Origin of the sequence: Streptomyces sp. 2114.4, assembly GCF_900187385.1 — a bacterium.
Lineage (GTDB): Bacteria > Actinomycetota > Actinomycetes > Streptomycetales > Streptomycetaceae > Streptomyces > Streptomyces mooreae.
On sequence record NZ_FYEY01000001.1, the window covers coordinates 5,879,515 to 5,900,306 of the forward strand.

Annotated in this window: 18 protein-coding genes and 1 riboswitch; of the genes, 9 read left to right on the forward strand and 9 right to left on the reverse strand. The window is 70.7% G+C overall.

The features are described from left to right. The first annotated feature begins 35 nt into the window (after positions 1-35). The 4 genes from rlmN to CFW40_RS26025 all read left to right on the forward strand — a co-directional run bounded on the left by rlmN (position 36) and on the right by CFW40_RS26025 (position 5,257). Complete coding sequence (gene rlmN / locus CFW40_RS26010) at positions 36-1,142, forward strand: 23S rRNA (adenine(2503)-C(2))-methyltransferase RlmN (protein WP_088800297.1); 1,107 nt, start codon at positions 36-38, stop codon at positions 1,140-1,142. A 35-nt stretch (positions 1,143-1,177) separates the two neighbouring features. Continuing rightward, a riboswitch (TPP riboswitch) is annotated at positions 1,178-1,300 on the forward strand. A 103-nt stretch (positions 1,301-1,403) separates the two neighbouring features. Next, positions 1,404-2,477 carry a thiamine ABC transporter substrate binding subunit gene (locus tag CFW40_RS26015; RefSeq protein ID WP_176956384.1) on the forward strand — a complete coding sequence of 358 codons (1,074 nt, stop codon included), beginning with the start codon at positions 1,404-1,406 and terminating at the stop codon, positions 2,475-2,477. Further along, the gene (locus CFW40_RS26020) at positions 2,453-4,183 is read left to right on the forward strand and encodes an iron ABC transporter permease (protein ID WP_176956383.1); all 1,731 of its coding nucleotides are present in this window, start codon (positions 2,453-2,455) and stop codon (positions 4,181-4,183) included. The genes CFW40_RS26015 and CFW40_RS26020 overlap by 25 nt, the downstream gene beginning before the upstream one ends. After that, positions 4,184-5,257 carry an ABC transporter ATP-binding protein gene (locus CFW40_RS26025; RefSeq protein ID WP_088800299.1) on the forward strand — a complete coding sequence of 358 codons (1,074 nt, stop codon included), beginning with the start codon at positions 4,184-4,186 and terminating at the stop codon, positions 5,255-5,257. It abuts the gene before it with no gap. A gap of 166 nt (positions 5,258-5,423) precedes the next feature. On the opposite strand, the gene CFW40_RS26030 is transcribed toward CFW40_RS26025, so the two are convergent. From CFW40_RS26030 to CFW40_RS26040, 3 genes are all read right to left on the reverse strand, one after another. Beyond that, positions 5,424-6,353 (reverse strand): hypothetical protein, encoded by a 930-nt coding sequence (locus CFW40_RS26030; protein WP_088800300.1) that lies wholly within the window; start codon positions 6,351-6,353, stop codon positions 5,424-5,426. 190 nt (positions 6,354-6,543) lie between these two features. After that, the gene (locus tag CFW40_RS26035) at positions 6,544-7,707 is read right to left on the reverse strand and encodes an LOG family protein (RefSeq protein ID WP_088800301.1); all 1,164 of its coding nucleotides are present in this window, start codon (positions 7,705-7,707) and stop codon (positions 6,544-6,546) included. Position 7,708: 1 nt separating this feature from the next. Beyond that, positions 7,709-8,116, reverse strand: coding sequence for a MarR family winged helix-turn-helix transcriptional regulator (locus CFW40_RS26040; RefSeq protein ID WP_088800302.1), 408 nt, complete (start codon positions 8,114-8,116; stop codon positions 7,709-7,711). Between the two features lie 118 nt (positions 8,117-8,234). On the opposite strand from CFW40_RS26040, the gene CFW40_RS26045 reads away from it, so the two are divergent. Continuing rightward, on the forward strand, positions 8,235-8,675 hold the full coding sequence (locus CFW40_RS26045; RefSeq protein WP_256331288.1) for a RidA family protein: 441 nt from the start codon (positions 8,235-8,237) through the stop codon (positions 8,673-8,675). A gap of 134 nt (positions 8,676-8,809) precedes the next feature. Here the strand turns inward: CFW40_RS26045 and CFW40_RS26050 are convergent, their stop codons facing one another. The 4 genes from CFW40_RS26050 to CFW40_RS26065 all read right to left on the reverse strand — a co-directional run bounded on the left by CFW40_RS26050 (position 8,810) and on the right by CFW40_RS26065 (position 12,771). Beyond that, entirely contained in the window at positions 8,810-9,976 is a 1,167-nt protein-coding gene (locus CFW40_RS26050) for a hypothetical protein (protein WP_088800303.1), read from the reverse strand. Next, positions 9,958-10,698 (reverse strand): ABC transporter ATP-binding protein, encoded by a 741-nt coding sequence (locus CFW40_RS26055; protein WP_088800304.1) that lies wholly within the window; start codon positions 10,696-10,698, stop codon positions 9,958-9,960. The genes CFW40_RS26050 and CFW40_RS26055 overlap by 19 nt, the downstream gene beginning before the upstream one ends. A gap of 214 nt (positions 10,699-10,912) precedes the next feature. Then, complete coding sequence (locus CFW40_RS26060; protein ID WP_088800305.1) at positions 10,913-12,274, reverse strand: aspartate aminotransferase family protein; 1,362 nt, start codon at positions 12,272-12,274, stop codon at positions 10,913-10,915. Positions 12,275-12,276: 2 nt separating this feature from the next. Further along, on the reverse strand, positions 12,277-12,771 hold the full coding sequence (locus tag CFW40_RS26065; RefSeq protein ID WP_088800306.1) for an Lrp/AsnC family transcriptional regulator: 495 nt from the start codon (positions 12,769-12,771) through the stop codon (positions 12,277-12,279). 168 nt (positions 12,772-12,939) lie between these two features. Here CFW40_RS26065 and CFW40_RS26070 point away from each other — a divergent pair, with 168 nt between their 5' ends. Further along, entirely contained in the window at positions 12,940-14,394 is a 1,455-nt protein-coding gene (locus tag CFW40_RS26070) for a gamma-aminobutyraldehyde dehydrogenase (RefSeq protein WP_088800307.1), read from the forward strand. A 158-nt stretch (positions 14,395-14,552) separates the two neighbouring features. After that, a complete protein-coding gene (locus tag CFW40_RS26075; RefSeq protein WP_088800308.1) occupies positions 14,553-15,734 on the forward strand; it encodes a PotD/PotF family extracellular solute-binding protein in 1,182 nt (393 codons plus the stop codon). Between the two features lie 93 nt (positions 15,735-15,827). Here CFW40_RS26075 and CFW40_RS26080 read toward each other — a convergent pair whose 3' ends face one another. Further along, the gene (locus CFW40_RS26080) at positions 15,828-16,901 is read right to left on the reverse strand and encodes an adenosine deaminase (protein WP_088800309.1); all 1,074 of its coding nucleotides are present in this window, start codon (positions 16,899-16,901) and stop codon (positions 15,828-15,830) included. A 163-nt stretch (positions 16,902-17,064) separates the two neighbouring features. Then, on the reverse strand, positions 17,065-17,688 hold the full coding sequence (locus tag CFW40_RS26085) for an NADAR family protein (RefSeq protein ID WP_088800310.1): 624 nt from the start codon (positions 17,686-17,688) through the stop codon (positions 17,065-17,067). Between the two features lie 201 nt (positions 17,689-17,889). Here CFW40_RS26085 and CFW40_RS26090 point away from each other — a divergent pair, with 201 nt between their 5' ends. Both CFW40_RS26090 and CFW40_RS26095 read left to right on the forward strand, forming a co-directional pair. Further along, positions 17,890-19,407 (forward strand): gamma-aminobutyraldehyde dehydrogenase, encoded by a 1,518-nt coding sequence (locus CFW40_RS26090; protein WP_088800311.1) that lies wholly within the window; start codon positions 17,890-17,892, stop codon positions 19,405-19,407. Between the two features lie 106 nt (positions 19,408-19,513). After that, entirely contained in the window at positions 19,514-20,761 is a 1,248-nt protein-coding gene (locus tag CFW40_RS26095; RefSeq protein WP_088800312.1) for a spermidine/putrescine ABC transporter substrate-binding protein, read from the forward strand. Positions 20,762-20,792: the final 31 nt, after the last annotated feature.

Genomic DNA, 20,792 nt, shown 5'->3' on the forward strand with positions numbered 1-20,792 from the left:
GGCACCCGTAAACGATCTGCCACACTGGACGCACCATGCCTGTACCCGGAGAACTTACTTTCGTCGCGCCGCGCGGGGCCAAGAAGCCTCCGCGGCACCTTGCCGATCTCAGTCCCGTCGAGCGTCGCGAAGCGGTGGCCGCGATCGGGGAGAAGCCGTTTCGCGCCAAGCAGCTGTCGCAGCACTATTTCGCCCGCTATGCGCACGACCCGGCGCAGTGGACCGACATCCCGGCGGCGGCGCGCGAGAAGCTGGCGGCCGAGCTGCTGCCGGACCTGATGAAGGTCGTCCGGCACATCTCGTGTGACGACGACACCACGCGCAAGACGCTGTGGAAGATGCACGACGGCACGCTCGTCGAGTCCGTGCTGATGCGCTACCCGGACCGGGTCACCATGTGCATCTCCTCGCAGGCCGGGTGCGGAATGAACTGCCCGTTCTGCGCGACGGGGCAGGCGGGCCTGGACCGTAACCTGTCGACCGCCGAGATCGTGCACCAGATCGTCGACGGGATGCGTGCGCTGCGCGACGGCGAGGTGCCGGGCGGGCCCGCGCGGCTGTCGAACATCGTCTTCATGGGGATGGGCGAGCCGCTCGCCAACTACAAGCGGGTGGTCGGGGCGATCCGGCGGCTGACCGACCCCGAACCCGATGGGCTGGGGCTGTCCCAGCGGGGTATCACCGTCTCGACGGTCGGGCTGGTGCCGGCGATGTTGCGGTTCGCCGATGAAGGATTCAAGTGCCGGCTGGCGGTGTCGCTGCATGCGCCCGATGACGAGCTGCGCGACACCCTGGTGCCCGTCAACACGCGCTGGAAGGTGCGTGAGGTGCTGGACGCGGCCTGGGAGTACGCGGAGAAGTCCGGGCGGCGGATCTCGATCGAGTATGCGCTGATCCGGGACATCAACGACCAGGCGTGGCGCGGTGACCTGCTGGGACGGCTGCTGAAGGGCAAGCGCGTCCATGTGAACCTCATTCCGCTGAATCCGACGCCCGGATCGAAGTGGACCGCCTCGCGCCCCGAGGACGAGCGGGCGTTCGTCCAGGCCATCGAGGCGCACGGCGTACCGGTGACCGTCCGCGACACCCGCGGCCAGGAGATCGACGGCGCCTGCGGCCAGCTCGCGGCCTCGGAACGCTGACCGCCCGCTGGTACTGTGTGATCGAACAAATGCACCACATCCGACAGGGGAGCGCCACAGCGCTGAGAGTGCGGAAGCGTCGTAGACCTCTACGGTGCCCGCAGACCCTTGAACCTCGCCCGGGTCATTCCGGGTAGGAAGTTCGGTCGTCACTCATGCTGTTGCGCCCCGCCCGGGGCCCGCTCCCTGCGTCCTCGGACGCCGAGGGCCGTGGACACCGGGCGGGGCCGCGTCTCTTCCTGGCCAGCCAGGAGGAAATCAGTGAGCACCACGAGCAGAATCACCGCCACGGCGGTCGCCGCCGCGGTCGGCATGTCGGCGCTGGCCGCCTGCGGTGCCCCGGGCGGGGGCGCGGACGCCAAGACCGTCACGCTCGTCAGCCATGACTCGTTCAACGTCTCCAAGTCGGTCCTGAGCGCCTTCGAGAAGGAGAGCGGCTACAAGGTCAGGATCCTCAAGGGCGGGGATGCCGGGAAGGCCGTCAACCAGGCGATCCTTTCCAAGGGCAATCCGCAGGGCGATGTGTTCTTCGGTATCGACAACACGCTGCTCTCGCGCGGGCTGCACGAAGGGCTCTTCAGCCCGTACCGGGCCAAGGGGCTGGCGGACGTGCCGGCCGGGCTGCAGCTCGACAAGGGCGAGCACCGCGTCACCCCGCTCGACTACGGCGACATCTGCGTCAACTACGACCGCGGCTACTTCGCCCGACACAAGACCCCGCCGCCCAAGACCCTCGAGGATCTGCTCAAGCCCCGGTACAAGGGGATGCTCGTGACGGAGAACTCCGCCACCTCCTCCCCGGGGCTCGCCTTCCAGCTCGGCACCATCGCGAAGTACGGGCCGGCCGGCTGGCAGAACTACTGGAAGAAGCTCAAGGCCAATGGCGTCGAGGTCGTCGACGGCTGGGAACAGGCCTACTACGAGCGGTTCACGGGATCCGCGGCCGGCAAGCGCAAGGGCGACAAGCCGCTGGTGGTCTCCTACGCCTCCAGCCCGCCGGCCGAGGTGCTGGGCAAGAAGCCCGCGCCCAAGGAGGCGCCGACCGGCGTCGCGACGGGCACCTGCTTCCGCCAGATCGAATTCGGCGCCCTGCTCAAGGGGGCGAAGAACGAGAAGGGGGGTAAGGCGCTGCTGGACTTCTTGCTGAGCAAGAAGTTCCAGGAGGACGTACCGCTGCAGATGTTCGTCAACCCGGCACGTGAGGACGCCACGGTGCCGGAGCTGTTCACCAAGTACGGCACGAAGATCGACAAGCCCACGACGCTGCCGCCCGAGACGATCACCAAGAACCGCGAACAGTGGATCAAGCAGTGGTCCTCGCTCGTTCTGAAGTAGCCCGCGGCCGGCGCCCGCGGCCCGTACGGGGAACGGCGGCGCGGCTCGGCCTGATGGCGGTGCCGCTGGCCTTCTTCGCGCTGTTCTTCGCCTATCCGGTGGTGGCGATCGTCGGACGCGGGCTCAAGGACGGCGGGCAGTGGCAGCTCGGCCGGTTCGGTGCCGTGCTGAGTGACCCGGACATCGTGCATGTGCTGTGGTTCACCGTCTGGCAGGCGGCGGCCTCCACGGGGCTGACCCTGCTGATCGCGCTGCCGGGTGCCTATGTCTTCGCGCGGTTCGACTTCCCCGGCAAGCAATTGCTGCGGGCCGTGGTGGCGGTGCCGTTCGTGCTGCCGACCGTCGTCGTCGGCTCGGCCTTCCTGGCGCTGGCCGGGCGGGGCGGACTGCTGGACCAGCTCTGGGGCCTGCGCCTGGACACCTCGGTGTGGGCGATCCTGCTCGCGCATGTGTTCTTCAACTACGCCGTGGTCGTCCGGACCGTCGGCGGGCTCTGGGCCCAGCTCGACCCGCGTCAGGAAGAGGCGGCGCGGATGCTGGGGGCCGGACGGCTGGCGGCCTGGCGGAGGGTGACCCTGCCCGCCCTGGGGCCCGCCGTCGCGGCCGCCGCGCTCATGGTCTTCCTCTTCACCTTCACCTCCTTCGGGGTGGTGCAGATTCTCGGCGGGCCCACCTTCGCGACGCTGGAGGTGGAGATCTACCGGCAGACCGCGGAGTTCCTGGACCTGCCGACGGCCGCCGTCCTCACCATGGTCCAGTTCGCGGCGGTGCTGGGCGTGCTGGCGCTGCATGCCTGGACGGTGCGCCGCCGGGAAACCGCCCTGCGGCTCGTGCCGGCCTCGCAGACCGCCCACCGGCCGCGCGGCCGCGGCCAGTGGACGCTGCTGTGGGGGACGCTCACCGTCATCACCGTCCTGCTCATCGTGCCGCTCCTCGTCCTCGTGGAGCGGTCGTTCGCCGGGCCGGACGGCTACGGAGCGGTGTTCTACACCTCGCTGCGGTCGGCCGCGAACGCCGACAGCACCTTCGCCGTCGCGCCCCTGGACGCCCTGTGGAACTCCCTCGCCTACGGGGCGGCCGCCACGGCGATCGCGCTGGTGGTGGGCGGACTGGCGGCCGCCGCGCTGACCCTCCCCCGGCTGGGCAGGGGCCCGTCCGGGCGGACGGCCCTGGTCAGCCGGTTCGTCCGGGGCTTCGACGCTCTGCTGATGCTGCCCCTGGGGGTGTCCGCGGTGACCGTCGGGTTCGGATTCCTGATCAGTCTTGACACGCCGCCGCTCGATCTGCGTGCCTCGTGGTGGCTGGTGCCGCTCGCCCAGGCGCTGGTGGGGGTGCCGTTCGTGGTCCGGACGATGCTGCCGGTCCTGCGGGCGGTCGACGGACGGCTGCGGGAGGCGGCCGCCGTGCTCGGCGCCTCGCCGTGGCGGGTGTGGCGCGAGGTCGACCTGCCGATGGTGCGGCGCGCCCTGCTGATCGCCGCGGGCTTCGCCTTCGCCGTCTCCCTCGGTGAGTTCGGCGCGACGGTCTTCATCGCTCGGCCGGACCAGCCGACGCTGCCGGTCGCGGTGGCACGTCTGCTGGGACGTGCGGGAGAGCTCAACTACGGGCAGGCGATGGCCCTGTCGACCCTCTTGATGGTGGTATGCGCCGGTGCCCTGCTGGTACTGGAACGCCTGCGCCCCCTCGACCACTCCGGGGAGTTCTAGATGACGGCACGGGCCAAGGCCACGGCGCAGGAACTGCTGCGGCTGGGCGGGGTGACCGTCCGCTTCGGCACGGCGGGACGCCCCGCGCTGGACGCGGTGGATCTGGACGTCGCCGCGCACGAAATCGTGTGCGTCCTGGGGCCGAGCGGCAGCGGCAAGTCCACCCTGCTGAGGGTGGTCGCCGGGCTCCAACAGGCCGACGCGGGAGCGGTGTTGCTGGAGGGGCGGGAGCAGTCCGGGGTCCCGGCCCACCGGCGCGGGGTCGGCCTGATGTTCCAGGACCACCAGCTCTTCCCGCAGCACGACGTCGAGGGCAACGTCGCTTTCGGGCTGCGGATGCGGCGTTCCGCACGCGCCGAGCGGGAGCGCACGGTCGCCGGACTGCTGGACCTCGTCGGCCTGCCGGGCGCCCAGCGGCGCGCCGTGGCCTCCCTTTCCGGTGGCGAACAGCAGCGGGTCGCGCTGGCCCGCGCGCTGGCCCCCCGCCCCCGCCTGCTGATGCTGGACGAACCCCTCGGCCAGCTCGACCGCGGGCTGCGCGAACGGCTGGTCGTCGAACTCCGCCGCCTCTTTCGTGAATTGGGCACCACCGTATTGGCGGTCACCCACGACCAGGGGGAGGCCTTTGCGCTCGCCGACCGGGTCGTGGTGATGCAGGACGGCCGGATCGCACAGACCGGTACCCCGCTGGAGGTCTGGCAGCGGCCCGCCACCGAATTCGTCGCCCGCTTCCTCGGCTTCGACAACGTGGTCGCGGCGACGGTGCAGGGCGAGGCCGCTGCCACCCCCTGGGGCAAGGTGCCGGTCGCGGACGGTACGGCGGACGGGCCGTGCCGCCTGCTCGTCCGCCCGGCCGGGGTACGGCTGACCGCCGCCCCCGAGGGCCTGCCCTGTACGGTCACGGCCCGTACCTTCCGTGGCACCCATGTCGCGCTGCTGCTCCAGCCGGCCGCAGGACCCCAGGTGGAGGCGGCCTGCGCCCTGCGGGACGCGCCGGAGGTGGGGGAGCGGGTGGGCATCTCGTTCGCGGCACAGGACGTGGTGGTGCTGGGCGCGCCGGATGCGGCGGGCTGATCGCCTCGGATACGACGGGCTGACCGTGATCACGCCGGAGCCGATGGGCTGATCACGCCGGCGCCGGCGGGCTGATCACGCCGGATGCCGCGAACCGGTTACACGGAGCGGGCCCCTGGGCTCCCCGGGCACGGGGCACGGGGCAGGGGGCGTGAGACACCGGGGGTCAGCGTGCCGCCATCTCCGTCTGCGCCTCATCCGCCGTCGGCGCGCCGGGCCCGTCCCCCGGCTCCGGCTCACCGAACCAGGCGACGGCGACGGCGCCCGCCACGGCCACCACGAATCCGAGGGCGGCGACCCAGGCGAAGCCGGGGCGTGAGGAGTCGCCCAGCCACAGCACCCCGAGAATGCCCGGGACCACCGTCTCGCCCACCACCAGCGCGGCCGTGGCGCCGTTCACCGAGCCGATCTGCAGGGCGACGGTGTGCAGGTACATGCCCCCGATTCCGGCCACCAGAATGGCGTACAGGGCGGGGTCGCCGAGCAGCGACGGCAGGTGGAAGGGGCCCACGCCGTTCAGCACGCGTACGCCGACCCCGAGCGCACCGAAGCCCAGGCCGGAGAGCAGGCCTGCGAGGATGGCGGCCCGTCCCCCGAGCAGCCGCACGATCAGCGTGCCGCCGAGCATGAGCACGACGGAAACGGCGAGCAGCCACCAGTGGGCGGCGATCGGGGTGTGGCCGCTGCCTTCCGGCCCGGCGGCCGTGGCCAGCAGCACCAACGCCCCGCACACCACGCCGATGGAGCTCCACTCGGCCCGGGAGAGCCGGATCCCGAGGAGCTTGATGCTCAGCACCGCCGTGATCACGAGGTTGGCGCTGATCACGGTCTGGGAGAGGAACAGCGGCAGCAGCCTGGCGGCCAGCGCACCGAGCCCGAACCCCAGGAAATCCAGCACCGTGCCGACCATGAACTCCCAGGTCACGGCCGCCTTCGCGGTCGACGACAGGCTGGGGCCGCCGTGCTGGGTGACACCGGTGGTGGAGGCCTTGGCCGCCTCCCGGCGGGCGGATTTGCGGGAGCCCACCGCCTGCAGGACCGATCCCGTGCCGTAGCAGGCCGACGCCGCCACGGCCGTCAGAAGACCGATGATCACCAAGAGCTCCGTTCGCCCGCTGTCTCAAACCATCTGTTACGTGCACCATCTGTTACGTGCCCGGCCTGGCAGACGCGCATTTAGGTACGGGAGTTGCCTCGCCGGTCGAACCCGCCGGCCCGGCCGGGGGAGCCGTGCCGGGGCGCGATCCCCTGGTACGGCACGGCGCGGGCGAGGGACCGCCGGTGGGTCAGGAAGCGACCTCGGACCGGAGGCGGGACAGCGCCTCGGGAGCTTCGTCCACCGAGTCGACCAGGGCGATCCTGGCCGCCATGGGGCGGTCCGCCGCGAGTGCGCGGAGCAGTGGCCAGGTGGGAAGCGTCTCGGTCCAGTGCTCGCGGTTCACCAGCACCATCGGGGTCGGCTCGCCCCGCGACCCGTAGTAGTTGGGTGTCGCGTTGTCGAAGATCTCCTGCACGGTCCCGGCCGCGCCCGGGAGGAAGACGACGCCCGCATTGGAGCGCGCCAGCAGGCCGTCCTCGCGTACCGCGTTGACGAAGTACTTCGCTATGTGGGTCGCGAAGACGTTCGGCGGCTCATGGCCGTAGAACCAGGTGGGGATGCCGACCGAGGCCCCGCCGCCCGGCCGGTCGTGCCGGATGCCGAAGGCGGCCCGCGCCCACTCGGTGATCGACTCGGTGAAGTGCGGTGCCTTGGCGAGACGTTCCAGCGCCGCGTCGAGCATGCCGTCCTCGAAGGGCGCGGTGTACGCCCCGAGGTTCGCCGCCTCCATCGCGCCGGGACCGCCGCCCGTCGCGACGGTCAGGCCGTCCCGGGTGAGCCGGCGGCCGAGCCGGGCCGCGCCCGCGTAGTCCGCTCCATCGCGCCGCAGGGCGTGGCCGCCCATGATGCCCACCACCTGTGCGCCGGCGAGGTGTTCGTCGAGGGCGTCCGAGACGGCGTCGTCATGGATGCTGCGCAGCATCGAGGCGAAGATGTCGCCGTCCGACTTGGTCTCCTGGTACCAGTGGTACGCGCGGGCGTCCGGGGTGGCGTCGTAGCCGGCCTCGGCCAGCTGCGCGAAGAGTTCGTCCGGGCCGTACAGGCTGCCACGGTAGGGGTCGAACGGCAGGTCCGGTACGGGCGGGAAGACCAGGGAGCCCCCGGCCCGTATCTTGGCGGCGGCGTCCGGCTCCATGACGCAGCCGAGGAACACCGACTCCGTGGTGTCCGTGCTGAGCAGCGCGAACGTACGGTCCGTCAGGTCGACCGACTGGACGCGGTGTCCGGCGAGACTGCCGGCGGTGACCACCCGGTCGAACTCGGCGAGGGATTCGATTTCGTGGTCGCGGTTGTCGTCGTGGGCCGGGAAGCGGCGGGACGTTGAAGACTCTGCATTCGACACGCCCGTCATGTTAGGACCGCAGCGACGCCACCAGAGGACCGAGGTGCCCGTCCGCGGCCGCGGCGTCGAGCGCGGCGCGCAGTGCGCCGTCGTAGGTCGGGCGCGCCTGTGCGTGGACGTGCCGGCCCTGATCCGTGATCACGCTGTACACCCCGCGCCGGTCGTCGGGGCACAGGTCGCGGCGGGTCAGGCCGGACGACTCCAGGCGGGAGGCCAGGCGGCTCACGGAGCTCTGGTTGAGGCCGATGAGGTCGGCGAGCTCCTGCATACGCAGCTCGCCGTCGTCCGCGTGGGCCAGCCTGGCGAGGGCGCGGTATTCGGACAGTCCGATGCCGTGGTGCTGCTGCAGGGCCTTCGCCAACTCCTGCTCGACGCGTGTGTGCAGTGCTCCGAGCCGGTCCCAGTGCTCCGCGTCCATCGTTCTCCGCCTTCTTCTGCCGTGTGCCGACGGGCCCTTGACAGCAAGGGTACATGCAGCGGAAACTAATGCATGCGCATGCAAGTGATGCAGGTGCATGGAACTGAGGGGGAGAGCCATGACGACGACGATGCCGGCGCCGGCGGAGGGTACGGCCGGGACACCGGAGCGGCCGGAGATCGAACGGATCGCCACGACACCGGACTGGTACGCGCCGTACCGCATCTCACAGGCCATCAGGGCGGGCGGACTGATCCATGTGTCGGGGCAGGCCGGCATCGACGAGCAGGGGAGGGCGGTGTCCGAGGATTTCCTGGCCCAGGGACGGCAGGCGTTCGCGAACGTCGAGCGCGTGCTCGCGGCGGCGGGCTCCTCGCTCGCGGACGTGGTGAAAGTGGGCATCTTCGTGACGGACATGGCTGCCGACCTCGGCCATGTCATCGCCCTGCGCCAGGAGTTCCTGTCCGAGCCCTACCCCGCGGACACCCTCCTGGAAGTGTCGTCCCTGGCCCGGCCGGACTGGCGGATAGAGGTCGAGGCCACGGCCCTTGCCCGCTGAGGGGGCGAGCGCCACCTTCCGGGCGGGGGCAGTGGCACGGCCGGCCGGGCCGGGTGAGAGGGGGGCGCGGGCGGAGGCGGGGCGGGAGCCGTCGCACCCTCGGCGCGCCGGCCTCCCCCGGTCCGCCCGCCCCCTCAGTGCACGAGCGGAAGCGTGGCCATCTCTGCGACGGTCCAGGTCAGCGGAGCCAGGACGATCACCAGTGCCAGGGCGCGCAGGGCCGCTGCCCGGTAGAGGACGGAGGCGGAGGCACCCAGGCGGCGGAGGGCTGCCGTGGTGTGGGCGCGGGCCGAGCGGGATTCCACCGCGGCGGTGAGCGCGCTGGCGGTGACACAGGCGAGCACGACCGCTGCGCCGACGGCGGTGAGCGGCCCGAAAGGATGGGAGGACGAGGCTTCGTACACCTTCACCGCGGCGTACGCGGCGGAGCCGACCGCGCACAGGACGCCGAGCGGGCGCCCGAGGCGGTGCGACTCCTCCTGCAGGACCCGCCCGGACAGCAGGCGCAGGGCGCCGGGCCGGCCGGCGCAGAGGAGCCGGCCGCACAGATGCACCAGCCCGGGTCCGGCCAGCACCAGGCCGAAGGCCGACAGCGCCCAGCCGGCCAGGACGCCCGGCGGGCTGCCGATCAGCCGGCCGGGGAGGGGCAACAGCCCGCTGTGGGCGCCGGGGGCGCGGCTGGTGTACGCCTCGATCGCCAGGCCGGCCGCGGCCAGGGCGATGCCCCACGGGAGACCGGAGGGCGGGGCGATCGTGGGGCGGCTCTCGTCCCCGCAGGCGCCGGCCTCGTGGCGGGGGCGCAGGGCGACGGCCGTGGCCGCCGCGGCGGTCAGCGGAACGGTGGCCAGCAGGATGAGGGCGCCGACGAGCGGTACCGGATGGCCGGCGCCGAGCAGGTCGGCGTCGAAGAGAGGGACGGCGGCCGGGCCACCGAGGTCGCCGCGGAGACGGAGGAAGACGAGCAGGGCGGCGACGACACCGAGCACACAGGTCAGCGCGGTGGAGACCGTGGCGAGCAGGGTGAGGCGGAGCGGGCCCAGGCCGGCGGCGGTCATACCGCGCTGGAGGCGGGCGGCGGGATCCGTGCGGGCCGTGGACACCGCGAACTGGGCGGTGGCGGCGAGCGGGGCCGTGCACCACAGCAGGCGTACCAGTGACTCGTCGGCCGCGGACGGGTGGCCGGCGGCGTGGCCGACGGTGGAGAGCAGCAGGAAGCCGGTGCCGGCCGCCGCGGCGGCGACGCAGAGGCGGCGCAGCAGGACGAGGGGGTGAGAGCCGCGGGCTAGACGGAGAGCGAGCACGCTGCCCTGCTTTCCTCATCGGAGGAACCGGCGGCCTCGGCCGCGGCGCCGGACTGGCGGCCGTCGAGGAGCGCCAGCGACCGGTCGGCGAGCGTGGCGACCTCGGGGTCGTGGGTCGCCAGGACGACGGTGATCTGGTGCGAGCGGGCCGCGGTGGTCAGGGTGCGCAGCACCTGGGTGCCGTCGGAGCGGTGCAGGGGGGCGGTCGGCTCGTCGGCGAACAGCACCTGGGGGGTGGTGGCGAGTGCCCGGGCGATGGCGATGCGCTGGCGCTGGGACTGGTCGAGCCGCGCGGGACGGCGGTTCGCGCACATGCCGACATCGAGGCGGTCCAGCCATTCGACGGCGGTGTGCTTGGCGGAGCGAGTGCCGGTGCCCCGGAGAAGGAGGGGGAGGGCGGCGTTCTCCCAGGCGGTGAGTTCGGGGACGAGATGCGGTTCGGTGTCGATCCAGCCGAACCGGTCCAGACGCAGCCGTTCGCGGCTGGGGGAGGAGAGGGTGTGCACGGGGGCGCTGTTGAACCAGACCTCGCCCTCGGACGGGACGAGTTGACCGGAGAGACATTTCAGAAGGGTGGTCTTGCCACTCCCGCGCGGGCCGGTGACGGCGAGGATCTCGCCTTCGCGGACCCCGACGGAGACTCCGGCGAGGGCCGAGGTGCCGCCGTGCGCGTGGTGCAGGCCGCGGGCCCAGAGAACGTCGTTGTCAGGCGGGGCCACCATCTGCGCACCTCTTGTTGTAGGCGTCGAATCGTTCCCCCGGCCGGGTGAACGACCATGGAGGGTATCGGTCACTAGCACGGTAAAGACTGGTGACCCCCGGTATTCGTGGCTTGGCAGCACAACGGCCCAGATTCACTCGTATGGCTTGAAGTGAGTGAATCTGAGCCGCTGGATGTTCAGTTGTGGATGAGTGCACCAGGAGGTGACGCGAGGGTCAGAGCTTGGCCCAGGCCTCGGTGAGCACGGTGCGCAGGATCTGCTCGATCTCGTCGAAGACCGGCTGGTCCGCGATCAGCGGCGGGGCGAGCTGGATGACCGGGTCGCCTCGGTCGTCGGCGCGGCAGTAGAGACCGTTGTCGTACAGCGCCTTGGAGAGGAAGCCGTACAGGACGCGCTCGGTCTCCTCCTCGTTGAAGGACTCCTTGGTGGCCTTGTCCTTGACGAGTTCGATGCCGTAGAAGAAGCCGTTGCCGCGGACGTCGCCGACGATCGGCAGGTCGTGCAGCTTCTGCAGGGTGCTCAGGAAGTTGCCCTCGTTGTCGAGGACGTGCTGGTTGAGGCCCTCGCGCTCGAAGATGTCGAGGTTGGCGACGCCGACGGCCGCGGAGACCGGGTGGCCGCCGAAGGTGTAGCCGTGCAGGAAGGTGTTGTCGCCCTGGTAGAACGGCTCGGCCAGGCGGTCGGAGATGATGCAGGCGCCGATCGGGGAGTAGCCCGAGGTCATGCCCTTGGCGCAGGTGATCATGTCCGGGACGTAGCCGAACTTGTCACAGGCGAACGTCGTGCCGAGGCGGCCGAAGGCGCAGATGACCTCGTCGGAGACGAGCAGGACGTCGTACTGGTCGCAGATCTCGCGGACCCGCTGGAAGTAGCCGGGGGGCGGCGGGAAGCAGCCGCCGGCGTTCTGCACCGGCTCCAGGAAGACCGCGGCGACGGTCTCGGGGCCCTCGAAGAGGATCTGCTGCTCGATCTGGTCGGCGGCCCAGCGGCCGAAGGCCTCGGGGTCGTCGCCGTGGATCGGGGCGCGGTAGATGTTGGTGTTCGGCACCTTGTGCGCGCCGGGGACCAGCGGCTCGAAGGGGGCCTTCAGGCCGGGCAGACCGGTGATGGACAGGGCGCCCTGCGGGGTGCCGTGGTAGGCCACCGCGCGGGATATCACCTTGTGCTTCATCGGCTTGCCGACGAGCTTGAAGTACTGCTTGGCCAGCTTCCACGCGGTCTCGACGGCCTCGCCGCCGCCGGTGGTGAAGAAGACCTTGTTGAGGTCGCCGGGGGCCTCGTTGGCCAGGCGCTCGGCAAGCTCCACGGCCTTGGGGTGGGCGTAGGACCACACGGGGAAGAAGGCCAGCTCCTGCGCCTGCTTGTAGGCGGTCTCGGCGAGCTCGACCCGGCCGTGGCCGGCGTTGACCACGAAGAGGCCGGCCAGGCCGTCGATGTAGCGCTTGCCCTTGTCGTCGTAGATGTTGGTGCCCTCACCGCGCACGATCGTGGGCACGGGGGCATTCTCGTACGACGACATGCGGGTGAAGTGCATCCACAGGTGGTCGTAGGCCGTCTTGGAGAGGTCGCCGCTCATCGTTATCTCGTTCCCCAGGTGTAGGTCTGCTTCCGGAGCTTGAGGTACACGAAGCTCTCGGTGGATCGGACGCCGGGAAGCGTGCGGATCCGCTTGTTGATCATTTCCAGAAGGTGGTCGTCGTCCTCGCAGACGATCTCGATGAGGAGATCGAAGGAGCCTGCCGTCATGACGACGTACTCGACCTCTTCCATGGTCGTCAGGGCGTCGGCCACGGGGTCGAGGTCACCTTCGACGTTGATGCCGACCATTGCCTGCCGACGGAAACCGACCGTGAGGGGGTCGGTGACCGCGACGATCTGCATCACGCCCTGGTCGAGCAGTTTCTGTACGCGCTGGCGTACCGCCGCTTCGGACAGGCCGACGGCCTTGCCGATCGCGGCGTACGGACGGCGCCCGTCCTCCTGGAGCTGCTCGATGATCGCCAGGGAGACGGAGTCGATCGACGGGGTTCCGGTTCTGTCATGACTGTTTCGAGAGGCCGCCACGCCGTTCACTGTGCACGAGCCTCGTCTGTCATGCAACCCCCGGACGATGAAATTAGTCGTGTCGCGAGCTAAATTTCACTGATTCCGTTGTTCCTGAGTGGCGGGTGTGTCGAAAACGTGGGTCCCATGGCTAGGGTGGAGCCACATCACCGGATATCTGACTGAAGGGGGCGCACAGTGACCACCGCACTGCGTCGTCTGCGCAACTACATCGACGGGGAGTTCCGGGACGCCGCCGACGGGCGGACCACGGAGGTGGTCAATCCCGCCACGGGTGAGGCGTACGCCACCGCCCCTCTCTCGGCCGCCGCCGACGTGGACGCGGCCATGGCCGCCGCCGAGGCCGCCTTCCCCGCCTGGCGCGACCTGATCCCGGCCGAGCGCCAGAAGGTCCTGCTCAAGATCGCCGACCGCTTCGAGGAGCGGGCGGAGGAGCTGATCGCCGCCGAGTCCGAGAACTGCGGCAAGCCGATCGCGCTCGTACGGTCCGAGGAAATCCCGCCGATGGTGGACCAGATCCGCTTCTTCGCGGGTGCCGCCCGGATGCTGGAGGGCCGCGCGTCCGGCGAGTACATGGACGGCTTCACCTCCATCATCCGCCGCGAGCCGGTCGGCGTCTGCGCCCAGGTCGCGCCGTGGAACTACCCGATGATGATGGCCGTGTGGAAGTTCGCCCCGGCGCTGGCCGCGGGCAACACCGTCGTCATCAAGCCGTCGGACACCACCCCGGCCTCCACGGTGCTGATCGCCGACATCATCGGCAGCGTGCTGGACGAACTGGGCCACTCCCGCGGCGTGTTCAACGTCATCTGCGGTGACCGCGAGACCGGGCGCCTGATGGTCGAGCACAAGGTCCCCGCGATGGCCTCGATCACCGGCTCCGTGCGCGCCGGTATGCAGGTCGCCGAGTCCGCCTCCAAGGACCTCAAGCGGGTCCACCTGGAGCTGGGCGGCAAGGCGCCGGTCGTCGTCTTCGAGGACACCGACATCCCCAAGGCCGTCGAGGACATCTCGGTGGCCGGCTACTTCAACGCCGGCCAGGACTGTACGGCCGCCACCCGTGTCCTCGTCCACGAGTCCATCCACGACGAGTTCGTCGCCGCGCTGGCCAAGGCCGCCGCGGAGACCAAGACCGGCGCGGTCGACGACGAGGACGTGCTCTACGGCCCGCTGAACAACGCCAACCAGCTGAAGCAGGTCAAGGGCTTCATCGAGCGGCTGCCCGCGCACGCCAAGATCGAGGCGGGCGGCGAACAGGTCGGCGACAAGGGCTACTTCTTCGCCCCGACCGTCATCTCGGGCCTCAAGCAGGACGACGAGATCATCCAGCACGAGGTCTTCGGCCCGGTCATCACCGTCCAGTCCTTCTCCGACGAGAAGCAGGCGGTCCAGTGGGCCAACGGCGTCGAGTACGCGCTCGCGTCCTCGGTGTGGACCAAGGACCACGCCCGTGCCATGCGAATGTCCAAGACCCTCGACTTCGGCTGTGTGTGGATCAACACCCACATCCCGCTCGTCGCCGAGATGCCGCACGGCGGATTCAAGAAGTCCGGCTACGGCAAGGACCTTTCGGCCTACGGCTTCGACGACTACACCCGCATCAAGCACGTGATGACCTCGCTGGACGGCTGATCCGGCAGGTCCGGCTGAGCCGGCCGGTCCGGCCGGCTGATCCGGGGCTCCGCCCGTGGGGCGGCCCGGAACGCTCGACACACCGTCGCGGGCGGAGGCCCGGCAATGGACGCTCTGTCTCTTGCCGCCTCCGCCCGCGGCACGTGAGAGTGCACGCCATGGCTGATCTTTCGCGGCGTGCGCTGCTCCGGGGTATGGGCGGAACGGGTGTGACGGGGGCGCTGGCCGCCATGACGGGCTGCGGGGTGCCGCCCGCATACGTCAAGGAGGCGGACCGCCAGGGAGCGGACCGGTCGGCACGCGACCGCAAGCTCGTCTTCGCGAACTGGCCCCTCTACATCGACGTCGACGACCGGCACAAGCAGCGCCGGCCCACCCTTGACGCCTTCGAGCGGCACACCGGGATCTCCGTGACGTACACCGAGGAGATCAACGACAACGACGAGTTCTTCGGCAAGATCAGCCCCGCGCTGATGAACCACCAGAGCACCGGCCGGGACCTGATCGTCATCAGCGACTGGATGTGCGCCCGGTTCGTACGGCTGGGGTGGGTCCAGAAGATGGACCGGGCGGCCCAGCCGAATGTCGCCGCGCACCTCGATCCGCTGCTGCGCACCCCGCACTTCGACCCGGGCCGTACGCACTCCGTGCCCTGGCAGTCCGGGATCACCGGCATCGCCTACAACCGCAAGAAGCTCGGCCGGGAGATCAAGCACACCGCCGACCTGTGGAAGGACGATCTGCGCGGCCGGGTCACTCTGCTCTCCGGGCTCGACGAGTCGTTCGCGCTGCTGATGCAGGGCGAGGGGGTGGACATCACCCGCTGGAAGGCCGATGACTTCTACCGGATGACCGACCGCATACGGCGCCTGGTGAGCGAGGGCCACATCAGGCGGTTCACCGGCAACGACTACATCAAGGACCTGGACTCCGGCGATGTGCTCGCCGCGCAGGCCTACTCGGGCGATGTGATCCAGCTCCAGGCGGACAACCCGGACATCGAGTTCGTGGTGCCGCAGGAGGGCGCCGAGCTCTGGGCGGAGAGCCTGCTGATCCCCAACCTCGCGGAGCACAAGCGCAATGCCGAGCGGCTGATCGACTACTACTACCGGCCGGAGGTCGCCGCGGAGCTCGCCGCCTGGGTCAACTACGTCTGTCCCGTACCGGCCGCGCGCGAGGTGCTGGCCTCGTCCAAGGACAAGGAGCGCGCCGCGCTCGCCGAGGACCCGCTGATCTTCCCCGATGACGCGATGCGCCGGCGGCTGGCCATCGCCCGCGACATCACGTCCAAGGAGCGGCCCGCCTTCGCCAAGGAGTGGAACGCGATCGTGGGGTTGTAGGCGTGGTCGGGGGCACCCGGCGCAGGGGCGCCCCGGCGCCGGGTGCCCCCATGCCGGGTGTCCTCTGCGCCGTCCCGCCGGCCGCCGTCGTGGCTAGCCGCGCCACGCCGCCGTGTAGCTGTCGATCTCGGCCGTCAGCCGGGTCTTGGCTGCGGTGTCCATGAAGGAGGCGGTGACGGCGTTCCGGGCGAGGCCGGCCACGCCCTCGGCGTCCAGGCCCAGCAGCCGGGCGGCGACGCCGTATTCGGTGTTGAGGTCCGTACCGAACATCGGCGGGTCGTCGCTGTTGATCGTGACCAGCACGCCCGCGTCGACCATCTCCTTGAGCGGGTGCTCCTCCAGGGTGCGCACCGCGCGGGTGGCGACGTTGGAGGTGGGGCAGACCTCCAGCGGGATGCGGTGCTCGGCGAGATGGGCGAGCAGAGCCGGGTCCTGGGGGGCGCTGGTGCCGTGGCCGATGCGCTCGGCGCGGAGGTCGGTGAGCGCGTCCCAGATCGTGCCGGGGCCCGTGGTCTCCCCGGCGTGCGGCACGGAGTGCAGACCGGCGGCGATGGCGCGGTCGAAGTACGGCTTGAACTGCGGGCGGGCGACGCCGATCTCGGGGCCGCCGAGCCCGAACGACACCAGGCCCTCGGGCTGCAGGTCGCAGGCGATACGGGCGGTCTCCTCGGCGGCCTCCAGCCCTGCCTCACCGGGGATGTCGAAGCACCAGCGCAGCACCACGCCCAGCTCCGCCTCCGCCGCCTTGCGGGCGTCCTCGATGGCCTCGACGAAGGCGGCGTCCGGAATGCCGCGGCTGGTCGAGCTGAAGGGGGTGACGGTCAGTTCGGCGTAGCGGATGTGCTGGCGGGCCATGTCCCGGGCGACCTCGTAGGTCAGCAGCCGGACGTCCTCGGCATCGCGGATCAGGTCCACGACGGAGAGGTAGACCTCGATGAAGTGCGCGAAGTCGCGGAAGGTGAAGAAGTCGACCAGCGCTTCGGGATCGGTGGGGACGGCGGAGTCGGGGTGCCGCGCCGCCAGCTCGGCGACGATGCGCGGTGACGCCGATCCGACGTGGTGGACGTGCAGCTCCGCCTTGGGCAGGCCCGCGATGAAGGCATCGAGATCGGACAACGGTTCCTCCTGGTCAAGGGATGCGCGCGGTGCGCGGAGAGGCCCCGTCATGCTAAGCGGGGAGCGGGCGGCCGCGGGGTGCAGGGCTGCGGGCCGGCCCCGCGCCCGGCCGCCGGGAAGCCCTGTCCCCGGGAGGACCGGCCCCTGGGAAGCCCTGACCCCCGCGAACCCCGACCCCCGAAGCCCGGCCTACGGCTGCGGGACGAAAGCCCGCCTACGCCTGCGGCCCGTCCCCCTCCCGCACTGTCTGCCGCGCCTCCATCAGCGCGAAGCCCAGCAGATTCAGCCCCCGCCAGCGGGCCGGGTCCGCGGCCCGCTCGTCGTCGGCGGCGAGGCCGATGCCCCATATGCGGTCCATGGGGCTGGCCTCCACCAGCACCCGGGAGTTCGTGCCCAGCAGGAAATCCCGCAGCGCGGCGTCCTGGCCGAATTTATGGACACTGCCCTCGACGACCAGGCCGAAGCGGTGGTGCTGCCAGGTCTCCTCGTCGAAGCCGCGGACCCGGCGCCCGGCGTCCTTGGCCTGCTTGGGGTGCCCTGCCGCGAGCACGCGCCGCTCCGCCTCCGTGTCGTCGAACAGCCGGGCCTTGCCGGCCATCATCCAGTGCTCGGCGGTGGCGTACCGGACCCCGTCGACGGTGAAGGGGGAGGGCCACCACTGGCTGAAGCAGCTCGCGCCGAGGCTGCCGTCGCGCCGGGGGCTGTGGCCCCAGAAGTGGACGTACTTGACGCGCTCGCCTGCGGCGGTGGCGCGGCGCAGTTCCTCGACCGAGCGCGGCCCGTCCGCGACGCGCCCGGCAGCCTTCCCCGTGGTGATCCCCGTGTCGTCGTGCATCATGCCGGGATTCTGTCAGCGGGCACTGACAACGTGTCGGGGCTTGTACGGCGAGAATCGCAGAATTCGTCGCGTAACCAAAAGGCAACAACGGAATCCCTTGTTGAGACCCTTCTGCTCTGTCAAGATCGGCCATCGATTCCGGAAATAGCTACGCCAGGCAGTGCCGCTGAGCGGCCTCGGTGCCCGGCGGAGGAGAACACCATGGATCACCGATTCGATGCCACCGAGCGGTTCGCCGCGGGCGCCCAATTCATCGCAGGCAGTCTCCGGAGCGGCAGTTCCGGCACTACCCAGGCCGTCGTGGACCCGGCGACAGGCGAGACGGTGTACTCCTATGAACTCGCGGGTACGGCGGATGTCGACGCCGCCGTGCAGGCCGCGCGGCGGGCGTTCGCGGAGTGGGGCGGCGCCACGCCGGGCGAGCGCTCCGACGCGCTGCACCGCTTCGCGGCCGCGCTCGCCGAGGACGCCGCCGACCTCGCCTGCGCCGAATCGCTGAACTGCGGAAAGCCGCTCAAGCTCAGCAAGGAGTTCGACGTACCGGGTTCGGTCGACAATGCCGCGTTCTTCGCGGGCGCCGCCCGTCACCTGGAAGGCAAGGCGGCCGGCGAATACAGCGCCGATCACACCTCCGTCATCCGCCGCGAGCCCATCGGCGTCGTCGGCTCCATCGCCCCGTGGAACTATCCGCTGCAGATGGCCGCCTGGAAGGTGCTGCCGGCCATCGCCGCGGGCAACACCATCGTCCTCAAGCCCGCCGAGATCACCCCCTTCACCTCGCTGCTGTTCGCCCAGGCCGCCCAGCGCGCGGGGCTGCCGGACGGCGTCATCAACATCGTCTCCGGAGCGGGCAGGGACGCCGGTGAGCACCTGGTGGGCCACCGCTCCGTGGCGATGACCTCCTTCACCGGCTCGACCGGAGTCGGCAAGCGGGTCGCCGAGATCGCCACCGGCACCGTCAAGCGGCTGCATCTCGAACTCGGCGGCAAGGCCCCCTTCGTCGTCTTCGACGACGCGGACCTGGAGGCCGCCGTCCACGGAGCGGTCGCCGGCGCGCTGATCAACACCGGCCAGGACTGCACCGCCGCCACCCGCGCCTACGTCCAGCGCCCGCTCTACGACGCCTTCGTCAGCGGCGTCGCGGAGCTGATGGCGACCGTACGGCTCGGCGACCCCTTCGACCCGTCCACCGACCTGGGCCCGCTGATCTCGCACGCCCAGCGCGACCGGGTGGCCGGCTTCGTCGAGCGGGCGCGCGGGTACGCCACCGTCGTCACCGGCGGCGAGGCGCCCCAGGGGGAGCTGGCCAAGGGCGCGTACTACCGGCCCACTCTGATCGCCGGGGCCGCCCAGGACAGCGAGATCGTGCAGTCCGAGATCTTCGGTCCGGTGCTGGTCGTGCTGCCCTTCGACAGCGACGACGAGGGCATCGCGCTGGCCAACGACACCCCCTACGGGCTGGCCGCCTCCGCCTGGAGCCGGGACGTCTACCGCACCGGACGGGCCACCCGCGAGATCAACGCGGGCTGTGTCTGGGTCAACGACCACATCCCGATCATCAGCGAGATGCCGCACGGCGGGGCCAAGGCCTCCGGCTTCGGCAAGGACATGTCGGCCTACTCCTTCGAGGAGTACACGCAGGTCAAGCACGTCATGTACGACAACACCGCGGTGGCGCGCAAGGACTGGCACCGCACGGTCTTCGGGGACCGCCCGTAAGGGACGCCCCGACCGGGCCCCCGGGGGCCCTCTCCCTGCGGCCGGCGCCGCGGGCCTCGTCACCACCGGCCGAGTGCCGGGCTCATCCCCTGAAAGGGCACCGCGCATGGAGCACCACGAGCAGCCCGAACCCCTGTCCGCGGCCGAACTCACCGCCATGCGCCGCAGCGCGACCGACGGCCGGCTCGCCATGACCCGCCGCTCCCTGCTGCGCGCGGGCGGCGCCATGGCGGCCGCGGTCGGCGGTCTCGGCGCCCTGGCGTCCTGCGGAATCCCGCCCGCGGGCCGTACGGACGCCGCCCGCTCCGAGGACCACTCCAGGGCGGAGAAGCGGCTCAACTTCTCCAACTGGACCGAGTACATGGACGTCAGCGAGGACGGCAAGCACCGGCCGACGCTGGACCGCTTCACCCGGCGCACCGGCATCGCCGTCAAGTACACCGAGGACATCAACGACAACGACGAATTCTTCGGCAAGATCCAGGCCCAGCTGGCGGCCGGCCAGGACACCGGCCGCGATCTGATCGTGCTCACCGACTGGATGTGCGCACGCATGATCTCCCTCGGCTGGATCCAGCAGCTCGACCCGGCCAACCTGCCGCACGCCTACGCCAACCTCTCGGCGCAGTACCGCGACCCCGCCTGGGACCCGGGACGCGCGCACTCCTACGTCTGGCAGGGCATCCCGGCGATCATCGCGTACAACAAGAAGGCCACCGGCGGGAAGAAGGTCGACTCCATCAGCCAGCTGCTGGAGGACCCGAAGCTCAAGGGGCGGGTCGGCTTCCTCTCCGAGATGCGCGACAGCATCGGCCTGACCCTCCTGGACATGGGCAAGCGGCCCGAGGACGTCACCGCGGACGACTACGACGCGGCCCTCGCCCGGCTCCAGAAGGGCGTCGACTCCCAGCAGATCCGCCGCTTCACCGGCAACGACTACACCAACGACCTGGACAAGGGCGACCTGGCCGCCTGTGTGGCCTGGGCGGGCGACATCGTCCAGCTCCAGAACGACAACCCGGACATCGCCTACGCCGTCCCCAAGTCCGGCTACATGGTGTCCACCGACAACCTCATGGTGCCGAACAAGGCCCGCCACAAGCAGAACGCCGAACGGCTCATCGACTACTTCTACGAGCCGAAGGCGGCGGCCCGGCTCGCGGCGTACATCAACTACGCCTGCCCCGTCGACGGTGTGCGCGACGAACTCGCCAAGATCGACAAGAAGGCGGCGGACAACCCGCTGATCCTTCCGGACAAGGAGATGGCGGCCCGCTCCCACTCCTTCCGTGCCCTGAGCGCCAAGGAGAACAAGGAGTTCGCCCAGAAGTTCTCCGACCTCACCGGCGCCTGACACCCCCACCTGACGGGCCCGCCCGAGCCGT